Origin of the sequence: Pseudoalteromonas sp. PB2-1 (genome assembly GCF_045040605.1) — a bacterium.
In the GTDB taxonomy this organism is placed as follows: Bacteria; Pseudomonadota; Gammaproteobacteria; order Enterobacterales; family Alteromonadaceae; genus Pseudoalteromonas; species Pseudoalteromonas arabiensis.
Genome location: NZ_CP090668.1, coordinates 394,786 through 412,172, shown reverse-complemented (window position 1 = coordinate 412,172; position 17,387 = coordinate 394,786). Strand labels below are relative to the sequence as shown.

Here is a 17,387-nt window from a genome sequence, read left to right as displayed (position 1 = left end):
TAGCATGATAGATAAAGCTTAAAAATGGCGTGAAATTGTAAAAAATTAATTACAGATCATTAACAAATTTACTACATTAGTCCCTTTTTTATTGATTATTTCTTAGCGTTGTTTAATTAGCTCCCCATTCATCTCCTGTCCGTTGAGCACTTTAAAGCTGGGTACATAAATTGCAACGTCGACAAAGACTTTAGCTTATAGGATTAACTATGTTTAGCGAGCTGTCGCAGAACGAATGGGTAAACAAACCATGGTTGCTAATAATTGGTGGCACAACCCTAGCTGCTATTATCTTATATATAATAAGGTTTTTAATTGTTTACTGTTTAAAGAAGTGGACTAGACGAACAGACTTTGTATTCGACTCACTACTTGTTGACTCACTTATTACTCCGCTTACCTTGTGCACAATGATGGTGCTCGTGATCATATTTGGGCAGTTATTAAGCATCACCGGATTTATGACAGAACACCCCCTGCCTATTTCAGCCACTGCTAAAACAATATGCATTATTGCGTTTGTACTGTTTCTAGATCATTTTTTATTTGGCACAGTTGATTATTATAGTGCGCGTTCAGCAATGATATCGAATAGCCATAGCATTATTAAAGGACTCATACGCTGTGTGATTGTATGTGTTGGCCTGCTGGTTTTAATGGGTACTTTGGGTATATCAATCACACCTATAATTGCATCACTCGGTATTACGTCTCTTGCTGTTGCACTCGCTTTGCAGCCTACACTTGAAAACTTCTTCTCTGGCGTTCAAATGGTGATTGATAAACCGATTCGGGTGGGTGACTTTATAGAGCTTGAAAGTGGCGACCAAGGCTTTGTCGAGAAAATTGGTTGGCGCTCAACTTGGGTAAAAATGTTGCCAAATAACATGATAGTCATCCCCAACAGTCAGCTGTCTAAATCACGCATCATTAATTACTTTTACCCCGAAAAAGAGCTCAGTGTAGCTGTTGAAGTGGGTGTTCATTATGGCTCAGATCTAGAAAAAGTTGAACAAGTGACACTGGATGTAGCAAGGCAGGTTTTAAAAAGTCACAAATGGGGCGTAGCTGACTACGATACATTTGTGGTATTTCATACCTTCGATCAATCAAGCATCAATTTTACCGTGATGCTAAGAGCAAAAGAATACTTCAATCGATTTTGGGTAAAATCTGCGTTTATTAAGGCACTGCACACGCGTTACGCTGAAGAAGGAATTGTGATCCCTTATCCGATAAGGGCTATTAATACGACTCAGGAATCGGCACAATTAAAAAAAGCGGATTGACCTAACTAAACTAATCCTCAGCGCACTTCTAGTCAGGTTTATTTTGTCTCTTTTGAGACATTTTTAACAGCAATTATACAATTGCAATCAGCCACCTGAATTTTTACTCTAAAATATCATAAAAATCGCATAAACACTGTGACATACATGAGATAGAGGCGTACCATATGCGGCCAGAAAGTGACAACTTTCTGCGTCTTGTTATACAAATATTTAAGGTCAAACAATGAATGCTTGGTACCTCATTTGTTTTCTTTCAGCATTAGCTATTTTTATTGCTTTTGCTAACCAATATATCCTCAAAATGCAAACCACAATTGCTATAACAACAGGCTCTGTTGTTATTTCTTTACTGCTTATACTTGCCGTTAAAATGCTCGGTGATAGCACCGCCCTCGAAATGACCCAAATAGTCTCTAGTATCAACTTTAATCAGTTGCTATTAAAAGGCATGCTCGGGTTTTTACTGTTCGCAGGTGCACTTGAAATCAACTTAGCAGCCCTTCGTAAACAACGTTGGGAAATAACCGCATTAGTGCTATTTTCAACCATTACCTCCACGGTCATTGTTGGCTACTTAAGTTACTACTTATTTGCTTTTGTTGGCTGGCCAGTGCCATTTATTTACTGCTTATTATTTGGTGCATTAATCAGCCCAACCGACCCAATTGCTGTATTAGCCATTATTAAACAAATGCGAGCCCCAGAAGGTATTTCTGTGCAAGTTGAAGGTGAGTCTTTGTTTAATGATGGTATTGGCTTGGTGATTTTCACTACCATATTTTCAGTTGCATTTTATGGTACCGAAGCTAATTTTACCGACATTGCTGAGCTATTCTTAGTCGATGCTATAGGTGGCATTGCATTTGGTTTAGTGATTGCTTTAGTTGGACATTTTTTAATTATTAATAGCCGCGATGTGAATATTCGCTTGTTATTAACGCTCACCATTCCAACCGCTGGCTTTGCTGCTGCAAATATTTGGGAAATCTCGGGCGCACTGGCGATGGTAACCAGTGGTATTTTACTTGGTAATATCACTCGCTCAAAAGCCACAGAGCGCACGGGTCCTGAAGATACTCGCTACGTAAAAGACTTCTGGCATGCCACCGATAGCTTTTTAAATGCCTTGCTGTTTTTGATCATCGGTATGCTCATTGTCACCATGCCTATCACACTTGAAGAGATTGGCCTTGGTTTACTTATGGTACCTGTGGTGCTATTGGCGCGCTTTGTAAGTGTGGGTGCACCGTTTGTGTTCTTTAAAAAATACCGTCAATACGACAAGCACTCGGTGAAAATCCTCACTTGGGGGGGCTTGAGGGGTGGTTTAGCGTTGGCGATGGCCGCAGCTATTCCACGTGATCAGGTGATGATTGCTGGCTCTGACTTGCACAATTTAATTGTAATTGTCACCTATGTGGTGGTGATCTTTTCGATTATCGTACAAGGCTTAACAATTTCACCGCTGATTCAAAGTAGTATTCAATCAGCACAGGCAAAGTCTTAAACATTGCTTTAAAACCATAAAGGCTCGTTTATCGAGCCTTTTTTACGTTTCTTGCACATACAACCACCAGCAGCTAACTTTTTAGTTACTAAATAAGACCGCAGACGAGAAAAACTCGCTATGCCCACGTATCAAGATGCTGATTGCCTTCTTCATCTTCTTCGGTGGTGTTTTTATTATTTTTATCCGCTTTTTGGGCTGTTTTTTTTCGTAACTCAATCTCTCTTTTTTGTCGCTTTTCAAGCTCAATTCGCTGCACGTTCGCATCTTTTACCCCAGCAATATGAAACGCGCCTTTACTTTCAAGTTGTAGGCGAGTTATACGCCCTAAAAAGGGGATCATGATATCCATATGTGCCTCCAGCTGTACCTGCTACCTATCCATTATATATCGACCGTTATAAGATATACTTTAATTTCGCAAAAAAATGCTTGCCAAAGATTAGCAAAGCATGTTTATCTATATACGCAACTTATTTAAACAGATTTACGCACTGGTTTATACAAACGAGTGCAACACAGGAAAAAATTATGCGCTTCAATCTGACAACTATCCATCATCACCATCATTCATCGGAATAGCCTGTCAGGTTTTTCGCTGAGAGGTTATTCCTAAAAGGAACCTCTGGCGAGCAATCAACCAAATTATTTATTTTCGCCCTGAGGTTCCCTCGGGGTTTTTAGTTTTTGAATTAAAGGAAAATGAATAATGAGCAATACCAATCGTTTACGAATCGCCATCCAAAAAGGCGGTCGCTTATCAAAAGACTGCCAAGAGTTACTAAAGCAACTTGGTGTTAAATTAAACCTTCGTGAACAACGTTTAATCGCCCACTCTACCAACATGCCAATTGATGTGCTTCGTGTACGCGATGACGATATTCCGGGTCTTGTCATGGACGGTGTGTGTGACTTAGGTATCGTTGGTGAAAACGTACTTGTTGAAGTACAAGCCGAACGCGAACGCCAAGGCGTGGCATTCGAAGTAAATAAGCTTTCTAAACTTGATTTTGGTTACTGCCGCTTGGCACTTGCATGGCCACAAGAACTTGGCCCTCAGGAAAAAAGCTGGTTCGAAGGTAAACGCATTGCCACTACTTACCCTGAAATCTTAAGCCAATACCTAAAACGCGAAGGTATTAACGCAAGCACGGTAATGTTAACGGGCTCTGTTGAAGTCGCACCGCGTGCAGGTCTTGCTGATGCTATTTGTGATTTAGTGTCTACTGGTGCAACGTTAGAAGCAAACGGCTTAATGCAAGGCGACACCATCTTAGAATCAAATGCATGTTTAATTCAGAATAAAGACCTCACTGATCAAAGTAAGCTTGATTTAATCAATACGCTAATGCCGCGTTTACGTGGTGTTCGTCAAGCTAAAGAAAGTAAATACATCATGCTACACGCACCAAAAGCAAAGCTTGATGAAGTGTGTGACTTACTACCGGGTACTGGCCAACCAACTTTACTATCGCTTGCAGGTAGCGACGATTATGTTGCGTTGCACATGGTTAGCAGCGAAACCCTATTCTGGGAAACAATGGAACAGTTAAAAGCACTGGGTGCCAACTCAATTCTTGTTATGCCAATTGAAAAAATGATGGAGTAATTATCCATGTTTCGCTGGAATGAGGAAAATCAACAAGCACAGCAGGCGGTACTTACCCGCCCTGCTGTTACTGCCAGTAAAGAGGTTGAAGCAATTTGCATCGACATCTTAAATGCAGTCAAAACAGACGGTGACGCAGCGTTATTAAAGATGGCAAAAGAGTTTGATAAGCGCGAAACACCTCGCTTATTAGTGCCAATTGAAGAAATTAATCAAGCTGAGCAGTTATTATCAAACGAGTTAAAAGCCGCCATCGAAACGGCCTATGCCAATGTAAAACGCTTTCACCAAGCACAATTACCTAAAGACATTAAGTTAACCACGCAACCTGGCGTATTGTGTGAACTTAAATATCAAGCCATTGAAGCGGTGGGTATTTACGTGCCAGGTGGCAGTGCACCATTGCCATCGTCAGTGATCATGCAAGGGGTGCTTGCACAGTTAAGCGGTGCACAAACCGTTGTGCTTACTACACCTGTAAAAGCAGACGAAACAATCAACCCTGCCATTTTATATGCAGCAAAACTATGTGGTATTAAAACTATTGTAGAAAGCGGCGGCGCAGGTGCCATTGCAGCAATGGCATACGGCACAGAGTCAGTGCCTAAAGTGAACAAGATTTTTGGCCCAGGAAATAGTTTTGTCACCATGGCAAAACAACTCGTTGCGCAAACTATTCCGGGCATGGCGATTGATATGCCTGCTGGCCCCTCTGAAGTGTTAGTGATTGCTGATGAGCGTGCAAATCCAGAGTTTATTGCGGCAGATTTATTATCGCAAGCAGAGCACGGTGCAGATTCACAGGTTATTTTACTGTGTAACAGCGAACGCATCATTGAAAAAACACAGCAAGCATTAACTGAGCAGCTAGCAAAGTTAAGTCGTAAAGACACTGCCGAGCAAGCGCTTGCAAACTCAAGCTTGATATTAGTGGACTCGGTTGAGCAAGCCTTTGCAGTGTCTGCACAATATGGTCCTGAGCACCTTATTCTACAACTTGCTGATGCGCAACCTTATTTAAGCTTAGTAAAAAATGCCGGCTCAGTATTTGTCGGTGATTACACTCCGGAGTCTGCCGGTGACTATGCATCTGGCACGAACCACGTACTACCAACGTATGGTTACAGTGCGACCTATTCGAGCTTAAACTTACTGGACTTCTTTAGAACTTACACAGTGCAAACCATCAGCAAAAATGGCTTACGTGAATTATCTAAAGCAATTTTACCTTTAGCTGCAGCAGAAGGGCTTGATGCTCACGCGAATGCTGTTTCAATTCGTCTTGAGGCTATGAACAATGAGCGATAATTCAAAAATAACGACACTGTTGCCAGATAACATTGCAGCGCTTACAGCCTACAGTTCGGCGAAAAGTGAAAAGCTGACAGGCACAACGTGGTTAAATGCCAATGAAAGCCCGTATTCACGTACGCCAAATATCAATTTAGCAGATTTAAATCGCTACCCAGATCCGCAGCCTCAGCAAGTGATCACTCGTTACGCTTGCTATGCTAATTTAGAGCCTGAGCAAGTACTAATGACTCGCGGCGCTGACGAAGGTATCGAACTATTAGTACGTACTTTTTGTAGCCCTGCTAAAGATAGCATTGCACTCTTTTTGCCAACTTACGGCATGTACAAAGTGACCGCTGATACCCACAACATTGCGATTAACGGTTTAACTCAAGAGCTGTTATTAAAAGGCACGGTTGATGAAATTGTCACTGCAGTTGCTGATTCAAAGCTGGTGTTTATTTGTAATCCAAATAACCCAACCGGCAGCATGACAAGCCAAGACAAAATCAGAAAAGTCACCCAACAACTTGCGGGTAAAGCGATTGTCGTGGTGGATGAAGCTTATATAGAATTTTGCCCAGAGCAAACTGCGGCAAGCCTGATCAACGAGTTTAGTAACCTTGTGGTACTAAGAACCTTATCAAAAGCATTTGCACTTGCAGGGCTTAAGAACAGGCTTCACCTTAGCCAACAGTGAGCTGCTTGCGCCTATTCGTAAAGTGATTGCGCCTTATCCTGTATCAACGGTGGTTGCGAGCATTGCCGCAGATGCATTAAGTAGTGACAACATCGCTTCAATGCGCCGTCAGGTGACAATTCTAAATAGCTTAAAAGCCAAACTGAAAAGTTGGCTTGAGCAATCACCTGCCATTATCAAAGTACTAAGCGGTGAAGGTAACTTTGTCACCTTAAAATTAAAAGACAAACAATCATTTAATATCGCACTTGAGCAAGGGCTCGTGATGCGTGCCTTCACCTTATATGGCGAAAATGATTGGTTACGAATTTCTATCGGTAACGAGCAAGAACTAGAACAAGTAAAAATTTGGTTAGATGGCTTATCACTGACCAGCAAAACAGTAGAACAGGAATTATCATGAGCAACCCATATTTATTTATTGACCGAGATGGCACGATTATCGAAGAGCCTATCACCGACAAACAGGTTGATAGCCTAGAAAAATTAGTGTTCTTGCCGAATGTAATCCCTGCTCTATTACAACTTCAAGCGGCAGGTTACCGCCTTGTGATGGTTTCAAATCAAGATGGTTTAGGCACTGATAGCTTCCCTACCGCTGATTTTGATATTGCTCAAGACAAGATGATGGATATCTTAAACAGCCAAGGGATTAAATTTGATGAAGTTCTGATCTGCCCTCACTTTGATGAGCAAAATTGTGACTGCCGTAAACCAAAAACCGGCTTACTTACTGAGCTGATGCGCTCAGGTAAAGTCGATTTAGCGCGCTCTTTTGTGATTGGCGACCGCCAAACTGACATCGGACTTGCCAATAACTTATGTTGCGAAGGTATTTTGTATGATGGTAGCTGGGATGCCATTGTCACTAAGCTGACAACGGCGAACCGTGAAGGCCGCGTTACTCGCAACACCAAAGAAACGCAAATCGATGTGCAAATTAATTTAGACCAAACAAAAAATGGCGAAATTAGCACTGGCCTTGGCTTTTTCGATCACATGCTTGACCAAATTCGCACTCACGCCAATATCGGACTTAATATTCAAGCCACTGGCGACTTACACATTGATGAGCACCACCTAGTTGAAGATATTGGCATTGCACTTGGCCTTGCCCTTAAACAAGCGCTGGGTACAAAAACGCAAATTGGTCGCTATGGTTTTGCATTACCTATGGATGAATGTAAAGCAGAAGCGCAAATTGATTTATCAGGCCGCGCCTCATTTGTATTAAATGCTGATTTTAGCCGTGAAAAAGTCGGCGACTTAGACGTGCAAATGGTTGAACACTTCTTTAAAAGCTTAAGTGATAATGCCGCCATGAGCCTGATTCTGTCGGTTAGCGACGGTAACTGTCATCACCAAGTTGAAGGCTTATTTAAAGCGTTTGCAAGAGCGCTTCGCGCTGCGATTGCAAAAGATGCTTCGCAACAAACGGCTAGCTCTAAGGGGTGTTTATGATTGCCATAATTAATACCGGTTGTGCCAACATTAACTCAGTTCGTTTTGCCTTTGAACGCTTAGGTAAAACGCCAGAGGTGATCACCTCACCTGAACAACTCAAAGGCTTTGAACGTGCAATTTTACCCGGTGTAGGTCATGCCTCTGTAGCAATGAAGCGCTTAAAAGACGGTGGTTGGCAGCAAGCAATTGATGAATATCAGCGCCCGCTGATGGGCATTTGTTTAGGCATGCAATTACTTTGCGAAAGCACAGAAGAAGGCAATGTCGATTGCCTTGGCAAAATTCCTGGTGTTGTTAAACACTTAGATGTGGGTACATTAACCTCACCACACATGGGGTGGAACGACCTAAGCGTGTTAAAAAAGCATGCCCTCACCAAAGGGTTATCAGCGCAAGATCAAGTGTACTTTGTGCATAGCTTTGCTCACACAGTAAACGATGCCACCCTAGTTAGCGGTGAATACGGACACGCTTTTTCTGCGATTGTTGCCAAAGATAACTACGCAGGCATGCAGTTCCACCCTGAACGAAGCGCCAAAGTAGGCACTCGACTTTTACAAAACTTTTTAGATTGGCAGCTGTAAGCGCAGCAAAAAATAAGAGAAATAAACGTGATTATTCCAGCACTCGATGTATTACAAAACCAAATTGTGCGCTTATACCAAGGTAAGTATGATACAGCACAATTTTACCCTTACGAACTTAGCGCACGCTTACAAGAGTATGCAAATAGCGGCGCAGGTAAACTACACCTCGTTGATTTAGAAGGTGCGCGCGATCCAAATAAAAAACAGTGGCAGCATATTCAAGCGGCAACCAAAGCGCTTAATGTACCTTATCAAGTAGGTGGCGGTATTCGCTCTGAGCAAGATGTTGCCGACTGGCTTGAAGCCGGTGCTAACCAAGTCGTGATTGGCTCAATGGCCGTTGAAAAGCGCGAGCAAGTACAGGCTTGGATTGAAAAATTTGGTGCAAAGCACTTCGTTATCGCACTTGATGTTAATAAAACTGACAACGGCTGGGCACCAGCGACACATGGGTGGCTAAGTGAATCTAAGTTTGGTTTGTTCGAACTTGTTGATTTTTACGTAGCTCTCGGTGTAATTGATTTTCTGTGTACTGACATCAGTAAAGACGGCACGATGACAGGCCCTTCATTTGCACTTTATGAAGATCTAACTAACCACAACAGCGAGATTAAAGTTCAAGCATCAGGCGGTGTAAGCTCACTGGATGATATTGCAAAGCTGAAAAAACTAGGGGTTGGCGGTGTTATCTTAGGTAAATCATTACTCGATGGTGCCTTTAATGTTGAGGAGGCGTTAGCATGTTATCAAAACGCATAATCCCTTGTTTAGATGTAAAAGACGGTCAAGTTGTTAAAGGCGTTAAATTTAAAGGCCATGAAGTAGTTGGTGATATTTTAACGCTCGCCAAAGCTTACAGCGATGCCGGTGCGGATGAACTGGTGTTTTATGAAATCAGTGCCAGCGTCGAAAAACGCCTACTTGATGTTAATTGGGTAGAGAACATTGCGCGCCACATTGATATTCCATTTTGTGTGGCGGGCGGCATTAAATCTGTTGCTGATGCCGCACGTGTTTTAGAACGTGGTGCAGATAAAATCAGCATTAATAGCCCTGCAATTGCTCGCCCTGAACTTATCAAAGAATTACACGATGAGTTTGGTAAACAATGCGTGGTTGTGGGTATTGATAGCTTTTATGATGAAACCACTGGCGAGTATTTAGTGTACCAACTGACTGGCGACCCAAATGCATCAAGCCGTACTCGCTACAAAACCGAAGAATGGGTTAAGCGCGTGCAAGATCTAGGTGCTGGTGAAATCGTACTCAATTGCATGAACCAAGATGGCGTGCGTAAAGGCTACGACAATGTTCAGCTATCAAAAATGCGTGCTCTGTGCGATATTCCACTAATTGCATCGGGCGGCGCAGGTACGATGCAAGACTTTGTTGATGTATTTGGGCAAAGCCAAGTTGATGGCGCGCTCGCTGCCAGCGTATTTCACAAGAACGTCATTGATATTGGCGAACTAAAACAATTTTTAATCGATAATAATGTAGCGGCAAGACTATGCAATTAACCAAAGACACTCTTACTCAAGTCGATTTTGCCAAAAGCGAATTGATCCCAGCTATCGTGCAAGACGCACGCACTGGGGTTATTTTAATGCAAGGCTTTATGAATCAAGACGCATTAGCTGCCACTTTCGACAAACAAAAAGTAACTTTTTACTCGCGTTCTAAAGAGCGTTTATGGACCAAAGGCGAAACATCAGAAAACTACCTTGAAGTAGTTTCTGTGCACACCGACTGTGATTACGACTCACTATTAGTGCTAGCAAACCCACTTGGCCCAACATGTCACTTGGGTACACAAAGCTGTTTTGGCAATGATGCAAAACCTAGCTTATCGTTTTTGGGCGAGCTTGAACAAGTGATTGTCTCGCGTAAAAACGATGATCCAAGCAAGAGCTATACTGCGTCTTTATTTGCAAAAGATTTAAGCCGTAGCTGTCAAAAAGTGGGTGAGGAAGGTGTCGAAGTTGCCCTTGCAGCCATGAAACATGATAACGATGAATTAACCAATGAATCGGCAGACTTACTGTATCACTTAACCGTGTTATTACAGCGCCAAGGCTTATCATTGGCCGATGTGGTGAGCTGCTTACAAGGCCGTCATAAGTAAATGAAGTACAGTAAGATGCACCTTTTCAGGTGCATCTTAAATCTCATTGCCTAAGTGCTTTTAAAACATCACGGGTAAAGTCATGTTCATTAAAGCCTTTAAGACCCGCAAGATCATACCCTCGCCTAACAATAACTAGCTGCTCACTTGGAATAATCACCAAATATTGACCACGGTTGCCTCGCGCTGCGATGGTATCGTTTGGTAGTTCTGGGAAGCGCTCGTTATAAAGCCACCACTGCGCGCCGTATCCAGGTGCAGTTTCTGGGGGCTGAGCAGGGGCTGGTTTACTAATATAACTTAACCAATCTTTTGGTAATATTTGCTCACCTTGCCAACGACCATTATTTAGATGTAATAGTCCTAAACGAGCAAGATCTCGTGAGGTCGTCCACACTTGCGATGACAAAATAAAATCACTTTGCCAGTCAGATTCTAAAAAAGTATGCTGCATACCAATTTTATCGAGTAAGTTTTCATACGGATAACGTAAGTAACTCGCCTCATCGTTGAACGTTTCTCGTAAGGTCCGTAGCGCTAACATGGTGTCGTTATTGGCATATTTCCAGCGGCTGCCAGGCTTTACTTCAAGCGCAGTATGCGTTGCAGTATCAGACACTAAACCGCCGCCCATATAAACCCGATCCGTCCGGTTACCCGCTTTATTACTGTCTAAGCCTGATGCCATATGAAGCAAGTTTTCCAAGGTAATTTCACCTCGTGGGTCAAGCGGATGAGACCAATTTTTAAGTCCAGCTGGCTTAGTAACATCAAGTCGTTTTTGCTCTACCGCCACACCAATGATGCTCGCGCCAATACTTTTTGCAACGGACCAAGTACGCTGAGCAGTTTCTGGGGTAAAACCTGCCTTATATTGCTCTGCTAAAATCGCCTGAGGGCTCGCTATTAATATTGCTGAAGTACGTGCTCCTTCGCCATAATGACGTGTAAAAGCCTGAGCAATAACCCCATCAAGCGCCTCATTGCCCGTTGCTTTATTAACACCATTTAGCGTTTGCCAAGGCTTACCCTCATCCTTTTGGTAAGCTAAGTTTTCTTTAAACGGAGCTTGCACAAGTGATGCAGATTCTAGGCTAGCCCCTACTGGCAAATCAACACAGCCTAAACGAGGACGCCACACGGATATGCGCTGCTTATCTTTATCATAATCAACAGTGACTCGCTTATGCTCGGTATCAATGTTCGCTTGCAGTGTTTTTACCGTGGCTGCGATTAAAGGATAAATCCCCGTGAGTTCATCTGTAACGATTTGCTCAGTCGTTTTGCCAGCATTAAACGTGGCACTACAGGAAAAATTGGCGACGTACCCAGCAGCGTACGCGTTTAAGGTTGTTTCTGTTTCTTCACTACAAACAAAAAAGCTGGTGCACAGCAAAGCACTTAGGAAGGTTATTTTTTTCATTATTACTCCTTGGAGGCCAAAAAGTTTAAATTAGCAAAAGAAAAAAATAATGATATGTTTTTACGGCAGTATTAACGCTTTTAACGATAAGAAGCTGGATACTAACAAAATAAACAAAGCAGAATTATTTTTTAAAAAGTTTTTAAATTGTTTAAACCTTTTATACCAGCACCTGCGACTAAGCTAATAACACCATACATATGAAAGGGAAGAACCATGTTAAGTACAGTAAAAACACTCTCGCTAATTGCTGCAGGTTTATTGTCAGCACACACATTTGCTTGGGGTGAAATGCCTTTGCAAACAACTAAAAACCTCACTCTTGATGCAGCATCATTAACCGCATTAAAAGTACAAGCTGGCTCTGGTTTTTTACACATTACCGGCACTGACGGTGATGAAGTGAGCGTTAAAGCCGAGATTTATCAAGAAAAGCCTCATGATGAATATTGCCTAACGCTTGAAGCTAAAGATAAGAGTGCTGCGCTTAGTGCAGGTCAATGTGAATATCAAACCAACAAGCAAACTCGCATTGACTTAACCGTTGCGATCCCTCGCTCATTTAATGTCGATGTGCATGATGGCTCTGGTGAGATTATTATTAGCAAAGTCGCTGATACAGTGATCAACGATGGTTCTGGTTCAATTACAGCGAATGACATTGCAGGCAGATTAGAAATCAATGACGGTTCAGGCAGCATAGATGCGCGTAATATCAGCGGTGATATTAAAATTCATGACGGCTCAGGCAATATTGATGTTGTAAAAGCTCAAGGCAATATCGAAGTACACGATGGTTCGGGTGGAATTGATTTAAATGATATTTCGGGTGATGTAGTCGTTTCAGATGGCTCTGGTAGCATCCGCGTTGATAATGCGGCAAACTTTGAGTTATTAACTGATGGTTCTGGCTCAGTAAAAGTAACCAATATTACTGGTAAAACGAAGATTTAGCGCTGTATTACTATTACTTTAAAAAGCGGTGCTAATTTGCAGCACCGCGCTTACTATTTATTCTATCCCGCCAATTTTTTATAGTGGCTAATTATCTTTTTCCGGTCATCCTCAGCAAATATTTTCAGCGGGATCTTACGCGTGATCGTTTTTTCCTTTGCCGCAACTTCTAAGTGCAAAAAATCTTTTATTATTTCAGCGGAGTTTATATCTTTGTTTTTGATAAACCACCTTGGTCTTGCAATAGCTAATAACTTGACCTCTGAGTAGTCTTTATAAAACCTCACTGCCTCTAACTTACTATGAAAGAAAAATATGGCTATCATAAAAATACCCATGCCGATTAAATGTGGCACAATAAGTAGTCCTATTACCAATGCGGCAATGCCCATATATAACAAAATGTTTTTATGTTTATCAGCAACGCCAAATGTTTCAAGCGGCTCGGCTGTAGCATCATATTCACTCACTACGTAAACTCCTTAAGAAATCACGTTTAATTTCATTATCCATCTCACTTCTCAAAGCAAAAACCCCGAGTGCGCTAATAGGCACAAAAACAACACAACCTAGCATTCCTGTGTAAGCTAACCATTTATTTTTAAAAATAAAATACAACCCCCCAAATAAAGATAACAGGATAGCTGGAGCAAAAATCAGTGCTAATGTCTGATAGTTCGGATCTTGATATAAAATGATAATTGCAAAGGTTTGGATCAATATCGTGAGGGTATATAAGTACTTCATCTAATTCCTTTAGTTTGAAAGTATGCGTCCAGCAATAGGCTGGCAATTCTATACACGTTAGTGAAAAAGTAAATATCTGTGTATTAGATCAAGCCTAATTAATTCAAAACTAATATTTTTATGTCTTTCATAGCATTTTTACAAGGGCTTAGGTATCCTTTATAAAACGTTTAAGGAACTGCTATTTAAAAGGATAGCCTGATATGAAAAAGCCACTCGCCGCTTTACTAACCAGCCTTGTTTTAACAGGTTGTACGGGACTGACAACTGAACAACAAGCTGCCATTGATAACTTAACCCCTTGCGAGAAAATTAACGCCCTATTAGGTGCTTACGACAACCGCTTTGAAGGCTTAAAACGTAGCCGTGTAAACACTAAATACATGGAAACATGGACAGCAAAATACAACCTTATTGCTGATAACTGTCAAATTACCGCGCTTGATAAAGACAATGTCACCTACCGCTGTGTAGGCAACTATGAGCAACAGCAGCAAGCTGTGGCCGATCACACTCGTGCGGTTAATTTTACTCAAGCGTGTTTAGCTGGTAATAATTGGCATCAAACACAAAAAGAGTCAGCTGAATCGTTGCGCACGACCTTTGTGCTTGACGAAAACAACCCTGTTATCTCAATTCATTCGGGTAAAACCTTATCACGTAAACAGCCTTGGTCTACCACTCTTGAAATTGGTAAACCCGTTGAAGGCAAATAAAATACCCTTGAAGGCTAATAGACAATAGCCTTCTCATCACTATGACAAATTCAAAAAAACCAACCAGCCAATTCAAAACAGATTGCATCGGCCAATGTCATCGCCTTAATGGCTATTGTACAGGCTGTGGTCGCAGCAATGATGAGATTTTTGATTGGATCATTTTATCCGAGCAAGAAAAACAAACAATTTTAAATACCCCTCGCCCTGACATAAAAAATAAATAGTACTGACATTCAAGCGTCATTGACGATTGCTAGCCTGCTTCAAACGGCTATTTAGGTGATTATCATGACCGCTATTTTTGTAATTAACTTAGCAAGCTCTACTGAACGATTAAACCGTGTTAGCCATGAGCTAAATGCACAAAATTTGGCATTTGAACGCCTTGATGCAATTGATGGAAGAGAGCTGTCTGATACAGAGATAGCTAAGCACTATAGTGCTGATTTAAACCTAAAAAAATACCATAAGCCATTGAGTAAAGGTGAAATTGGTTGTTACCTGAGCCACCGAAAAGCATGGCAAACAATAGTCGATAGACAACTCGACTACGCTATTATTTTAGAAGATGACTTTGTTCTTGACCGCTCCATTCACAGTGCAATTGAAAACATTAATAGGTTACAGCAGCCTTGGCAGTTAATAAAATTGGCTGCTTACAAAGACCGTCAGCGCGACATTGCTTTTACCAAACCCCTGGCTGATGAGCAGCATTTAGTCATTCATAAAAAGCTGATGTCTGGCTGCTGTGCAACAGCTGTTAGCTTGGCCGGTGCAAAAGCGCTGTTAAAAGCCACTGCCACATTTGGCCGTCCCGTTGATTGCGATTTACAGTACGTTTGGGAAACAGGCGTTTATGGTTACTCTTTGCTGCCCTACCCGGTATCGCAACCTGAAAATTCACAAAGCGATATTAGGGATAGATCAGACAAAGTTAAAAAGTCATTTTGGCGACGTAAAAAGCAGCAACTCCGCAGTGCATTATTAAACACAAAGTACACTAAGCAGTTTGTGAAAGCGCAGCAAACACCAAACAAAAAGAAAGGAGCCGCAGCTCCTCTCTTACCAGTCAAAAATCATTAAACATTAAATTGGCTGTTATTTTTCTTGGTTTGGGTGATCAACACCCATCCATGCTTTAAACAATGCCATTTGAGCGGGTGTTGCATCTTTTAATGCTTTTACCTTTTTCTCTTTATCAAAGTCTTCGCTCAGTGTCAGCGTCGTGCTTTGCAGGGCATCACGTCTAATGAAATCAACAGTCACGGTGTCGCCTGCTTTAAATGTTTCAAGGCTAGCTGTTAAATCTTTACCAACATGCTTTTTGTTGAATGCAACAATTTTGTCATCTGTCGTTAAACCCGCTTGCCAAGCAGCACCACCACGGCGAACGTGAGTCAAGGTAAGTAACTCACCACTGTTTTTAGCGAACGAATCAATACTCGGTACTGATTTTGCCCCTTCAGGGCGAATTAAACCTAAACCGACTTTTTCAAGTAATGCATCGAAGTCGATAGCTGCTGGTTCATCCACATTCGCTTGCCACCAAGCGCTGTAATCGCGACCTGTAAGCTCTTTTAAAATCGCTTTAACATCATCTGGCGTAAAACCATCTGGTAAACGGTGCTTGTTGTAAAGTGCACGGTGAACATCACGGTAGCTAATTTTGCCATCGCTTTTTTCAAGTAAATCAATATCAAGCGCCATTGAAATCAATGACCCTTCTAGATAGATATTAGTGCTGTAGTTGCGAGCGTGGTCGCCGCCTTGGTTGATCCACTTATCAAAACTGGTTTCGGTTGCGCTTTGTACTTCGCGACCCGGTGTTTGTAAGTGACGATTAATCGTTTTAGTTAGGGTGTCAAAAAACTCATCGGTTGTTTCAATACCCGAGCGCACCATTAAGTGATCTTCAAAGTAGCTGGTTGAGCCTTCTGCTATCCACAATGTTTTCGTGTAGTTAATATTTGTGTAATCATAAGGGGCAATCCCCTTTGGACGATACGCTTTAACATTCCACGTATGAATAAATTCGTGGGCAGCAGTGCTAATAAACGCGAGGTAATCTTTACGAGAACCAAAACGGTCACGTGGACGCTGGATAATGGTTGAGTTTAAATGCTCTGTTGCACCGCCTGCACCTGATGTGGCATGTACCATAAATACATAACGTTCATACGGGTAGCTATCCCAAATAACATTGCCAGTTGCCACTAGCTTTTTAAGATCGGTTAGCATTTGGTCTACGTCGTAGTTGCCATCACCCCAAATAACGAGTTCGTATTCACGACCATCAACAGTGAACTTGTGTAGCTCATTGATACCACTTTCAATTGGCGAATCTACTAAAATGTCGTAATCAGCGGCTTTGAAGCTATGTTTAGAACCCGCATTTTCCATACCTGACACTGAACGCCACGCTTTTGGTACGTTTAGATTTACAGTAACAGGGTCTTGGCGAAATGATTCACTGAACATGAAGAAGCCCGAGGCATCAATAAATGCATGGCTATCATCAATGTGACGAGCACGCTTGCCAAGCTCATTGGCATAGACTTGGTAATCAACATTTACTTGCGTTGGCTCATTTAGGTGAACACGCCAAGTGCTGTGGTCAATTTTTTCCCACTTTAACGCTTTACCGTCATCATCTTTTGCATCGAAAAAGCGTACGCCATTGGCAAGATTTAAAATTTCGTAACGACCTGTCCGCCAAGCGGGAAGTTTAATATCCAAATGTGCTTGCGCAGTTTCAGGAAACTCAACACGCACATTACCTAAATGGTGTTCAGGTTCAGTAATAGACAGTGAATAATTAACATCAGCAAATGCACTGCTTGAGCACGCCGCTAATATTGACATGGCCAACAACTTTTTCATAATAACTCTTTTTTCTTAGTATCAAAATTACAAGCTAGCCTACCAACTGAGTAAAAAAATGTGAATTAAAAACCGATAAAGTCCCAA

18 protein-coding genes and 1 pseudogene are annotated in these 17,387 nt (G+C 41.8%); 14 read left to right on the top strand and 5 right to left on the bottom strand.

Going from position 1 to position 17,387, the window contains the following annotated elements:
* Positions 1–209 precede the first annotated feature (209 nt).
* Both L0Z67_RS18805 and L0Z67_RS18800 read left to right on the top strand, forming a co-directional pair.
* Entirely contained in the window at positions 210–1,289 is a 1,080-nt protein-coding gene (locus L0Z67_RS18805; protein ID WP_392353832.1) for a mechanosensitive ion channel family protein, read from the top strand.
* A 226-nt stretch (positions 1,290–1,515) separates the two neighbouring features.
* The gene (locus L0Z67_RS18800; protein ID WP_062568087.1) at positions 1,516–2,799 is read left to right on the top strand and encodes a sodium:proton antiporter; all 1,284 of its coding nucleotides are present in this window, start codon (positions 1,516–1,518) and stop codon (positions 2,797–2,799) included.
* A 118-nt stretch (positions 2,800–2,917) separates the two neighbouring features.
* On the opposite strand, the gene L0Z67_RS18795 is transcribed toward L0Z67_RS18800, so the two are convergent.
* On the bottom strand, positions 2,918–3,151 hold the full coding sequence (locus tag L0Z67_RS18795) for a hypothetical protein (protein WP_062568088.1): 234 nt from the start codon (positions 3,149–3,151) through the stop codon (positions 2,918–2,920).
* Between the two features lie 357 nt (positions 3,152–3,508).
* Between L0Z67_RS18795 and hisG the strand changes: the two genes are divergently transcribed.
* The 8 genes and pseudogenes from hisG to hisIE all read left to right on the top strand — a co-directional run bounded on the left by hisG (position 3,509) and on the right by hisIE (position 10,577).
* The gene (gene hisG / locus L0Z67_RS18790; protein ID WP_237115695.1) at positions 3,509–4,408 is read left to right on the top strand and encodes an ATP phosphoribosyltransferase; all 900 of its coding nucleotides are present in this window, start codon (positions 3,509–3,511) and stop codon (positions 4,406–4,408) included.
* Between the two features lie 6 nt (positions 4,409–4,414).
* On the top strand, positions 4,415–5,716 hold the full coding sequence (gene hisD, locus L0Z67_RS18785; protein WP_062568089.1) for a histidinol dehydrogenase: 1,302 nt from the start codon (positions 4,415–4,417) through the stop codon (positions 5,714–5,716).
* Positions 5,706–6,804, top strand: a pseudogene (hisC, locus tag L0Z67_RS18780) (histidinol-phosphate transaminase). The gene hisD and the pseudogene hisC overlap by 11 nt, the downstream one beginning before the upstream one ends.
* Positions 6,801–7,862 (top strand): bifunctional histidinol-phosphatase/imidazoleglycerol-phosphate dehydratase HisB, encoded by a 1,062-nt coding sequence (hisB, locus tag L0Z67_RS18775; RefSeq protein ID WP_337117094.1) that lies wholly within the window; start codon positions 6,801–6,803, stop codon positions 7,860–7,862. Before hisC ends, hisB begins: the two are co-directional and overlap by 4 nt.
* Positions 7,859–8,449 carry an imidazole glycerol phosphate synthase subunit HisH gene (hisH, locus tag L0Z67_RS18770; protein ID WP_392353829.1) on the top strand — a complete coding sequence of 197 codons (591 nt, stop codon included), beginning with the start codon at positions 7,859–7,861 and terminating at the stop codon, positions 8,447–8,449. The genes hisB and hisH overlap by 4 nt, the downstream gene beginning before the upstream one ends.
* Positions 8,450–8,476: 27 nt before the next feature.
* Positions 8,477–9,211, top strand: coding sequence for a 1-(5-phosphoribosyl)-5-[(5-phosphoribosylamino)methylideneamino] imidazole-4-carboxamide isomerase (locus L0Z67_RS18765; RefSeq protein WP_392353827.1), 735 nt, complete (start codon positions 8,477–8,479; stop codon positions 9,209–9,211).
* A complete protein-coding gene (hisF, locus tag L0Z67_RS18760) occupies positions 9,193–9,972 on the top strand; it encodes an imidazole glycerol phosphate synthase subunit HisF (protein WP_392353825.1) in 780 nt (259 codons plus the stop codon). The genes L0Z67_RS18765 and hisF overlap by 19 nt, the downstream gene beginning before the upstream one ends.
* Positions 9,963–10,577: a bifunctional phosphoribosyl-AMP cyclohydrolase/phosphoribosyl-ATP diphosphatase HisIE gene (gene hisIE / locus L0Z67_RS18755; protein ID WP_062568095.1), complete on the top strand. Its 615-nt coding sequence runs from the start codon at positions 9,963–9,965 to the stop codon at positions 10,575–10,577. The genes hisF and hisIE overlap by 10 nt, the downstream gene beginning before the upstream one ends.
* A gap of 43 nt (positions 10,578–10,620) precedes the next feature.
* Here the strand turns inward: hisIE and L0Z67_RS18750 are convergent, their stop codons facing one another.
* A complete protein-coding gene (locus L0Z67_RS18750; RefSeq protein ID WP_157066168.1) occupies positions 10,621–12,000 on the bottom strand; it encodes a serine hydrolase in 1,380 nt (459 codons plus the stop codon).
* A gap of 216 nt (positions 12,001–12,216) precedes the next feature.
* On the opposite strand from L0Z67_RS18750, the gene L0Z67_RS18745 reads away from it, so the two are divergent.
* The gene (locus L0Z67_RS18745; RefSeq protein WP_062568097.1) at positions 12,217–12,954 is read left to right on the top strand and encodes a hypothetical protein; all 738 of its coding nucleotides are present in this window, start codon (positions 12,217–12,219) and stop codon (positions 12,952–12,954) included.
* 62 nt (positions 12,955–13,016) lie between these two features.
* On the opposite strand, the gene L0Z67_RS18740 is transcribed toward L0Z67_RS18745, so the two are convergent.
* A complete protein-coding gene (locus L0Z67_RS18740; protein ID WP_392353823.1) occupies positions 13,017–13,424 on the bottom strand; it encodes a hypothetical protein in 408 nt (135 codons plus the stop codon).
* Complete coding sequence (locus L0Z67_RS18735) at positions 13,417–13,701, bottom strand: hypothetical protein (RefSeq protein ID WP_392353821.1); 285 nt, start codon at positions 13,699–13,701, stop codon at positions 13,417–13,419. The genes L0Z67_RS18740 and L0Z67_RS18735 overlap by 8 nt, the downstream gene beginning before the upstream one ends.
* Before the next feature lie 203 nt (positions 13,702–13,904).
* Between L0Z67_RS18735 and L0Z67_RS18730 the strand changes: the two genes are divergently transcribed.
* The 3 genes from L0Z67_RS18730 (at position 13,905) to L0Z67_RS18720 (ending at position 15,503) form a co-directional block, all read left to right on the top strand.
* Entirely contained in the window at positions 13,905–14,417 is a 513-nt protein-coding gene (locus L0Z67_RS18730) for a hypothetical protein (RefSeq protein ID WP_062568100.1), read from the top strand.
* 41 nt (positions 14,418–14,458) lie between these two features.
* A complete protein-coding gene (locus L0Z67_RS18725) occupies positions 14,459–14,644 on the top strand; it encodes a DUF1289 domain-containing protein (protein WP_062568101.1) in 186 nt (61 codons plus the stop codon).
* 64 nt (positions 14,645–14,708) lie between these two features.
* Complete coding sequence (locus L0Z67_RS18720) at positions 14,709–15,503, top strand: glycosyltransferase family 25 protein (protein WP_392353819.1); 795 nt, start codon at positions 14,709–14,711, stop codon at positions 15,501–15,503.
* Between the two features lie 15 nt (positions 15,504–15,518).
* On the opposite strand, the gene L0Z67_RS18715 is transcribed toward L0Z67_RS18720, so the two are convergent.
* On the bottom strand, positions 15,519–17,300 hold the full coding sequence (locus L0Z67_RS18715) for a M61 family metallopeptidase (protein WP_062568103.1): 1,782 nt from the start codon (positions 17,298–17,300) through the stop codon (positions 15,519–15,521).
* Positions 17,301–17,387: the final 87 nt, after the last annotated feature.

Bases quoted from the DNA above. Each gene is read 5' to 3' on its own strand.
- L0Z67_RS18805 (WP_392353832.1), top strand. From the start codon at position 210: ATGTTTAGCGAGCTGTCGCAGAACGAATGGGTAAACAAACCATGGTTG.
- L0Z67_RS18800 (WP_062568087.1), top strand. From the start codon at position 1,516: ATGAATGCTTGGTACCTCATTTGTTTTCTTTCAGCATTAGCTATTTTT.
- L0Z67_RS18795 (WP_062568088.1), bottom strand. From the start codon at position 3,151: ATGGATATCATGATCCCCTTTTTAGGGCGTATAACTCGCCTACAACTT.
- hisG (WP_237115695.1), top strand. From the start codon at position 3,509: ATGAGCAATACCAATCGTTTACGAATCGCCATCCAAAAAGGCGGTCGC.
- hisD (WP_062568089.1), top strand. From the start codon at position 4,415: ATGTTTCGCTGGAATGAGGAAAATCAACAAGCACAGCAGGCGGTACTT.
- hisB (WP_337117094.1), top strand. From the start codon at position 6,801: ATGAGCAACCCATATTTATTTATTGACCGAGATGGCACGATTATCGAA.
- hisH (WP_392353829.1), top strand. From the start codon at position 7,859: ATGATTGCCATAATTAATACCGGTTGTGCCAACATTAACTCAGTTCGT.
- hisF (WP_392353825.1), top strand. From the start codon at position 9,193: ATGTTATCAAAACGCATAATCCCTTGTTTAGATGTAAAAGACGGTCAA.
- hisIE (WP_062568095.1), top strand. From the start codon at position 9,963: ATGCAATTAACCAAAGACACTCTTACTCAAGTCGATTTTGCCAAAAGC.
- L0Z67_RS18750 (WP_157066168.1), bottom strand. From the start codon at position 12,000: ATGAAAAAAATAACCTTCCTAAGTGCTTTGCTGTGCACCAGCTTTTTT.
- L0Z67_RS18745 (WP_062568097.1), top strand. From the start codon at position 12,217: ATGTTAAGTACAGTAAAAACACTCTCGCTAATTGCTGCAGGTTTATTG.
- L0Z67_RS18735 (WP_392353821.1), bottom strand. From the start codon at position 13,701: ATGAAGTACTTATATACCCTCACGATATTGATCCAAACCTTTGCAATT.
- L0Z67_RS18730 (WP_062568100.1), top strand. From the start codon at position 13,905: ATGAAAAAGCCACTCGCCGCTTTACTAACCAGCCTTGTTTTAACAGGT.
- L0Z67_RS18725 (WP_062568101.1), top strand. From the start codon at position 14,459: ATGACAAATTCAAAAAAACCAACCAGCCAATTCAAAACAGATTGCATC.
- L0Z67_RS18720 (WP_392353819.1), top strand. From the start codon at position 14,709: ATGACCGCTATTTTTGTAATTAACTTAGCAAGCTCTACTGAACGATTA.
- L0Z67_RS18715 (WP_062568103.1), bottom strand. From the start codon at position 17,300: ATGAAAAAGTTGTTGGCCATGTCAATATTAGCGGCGTGCTCAAGCAGT.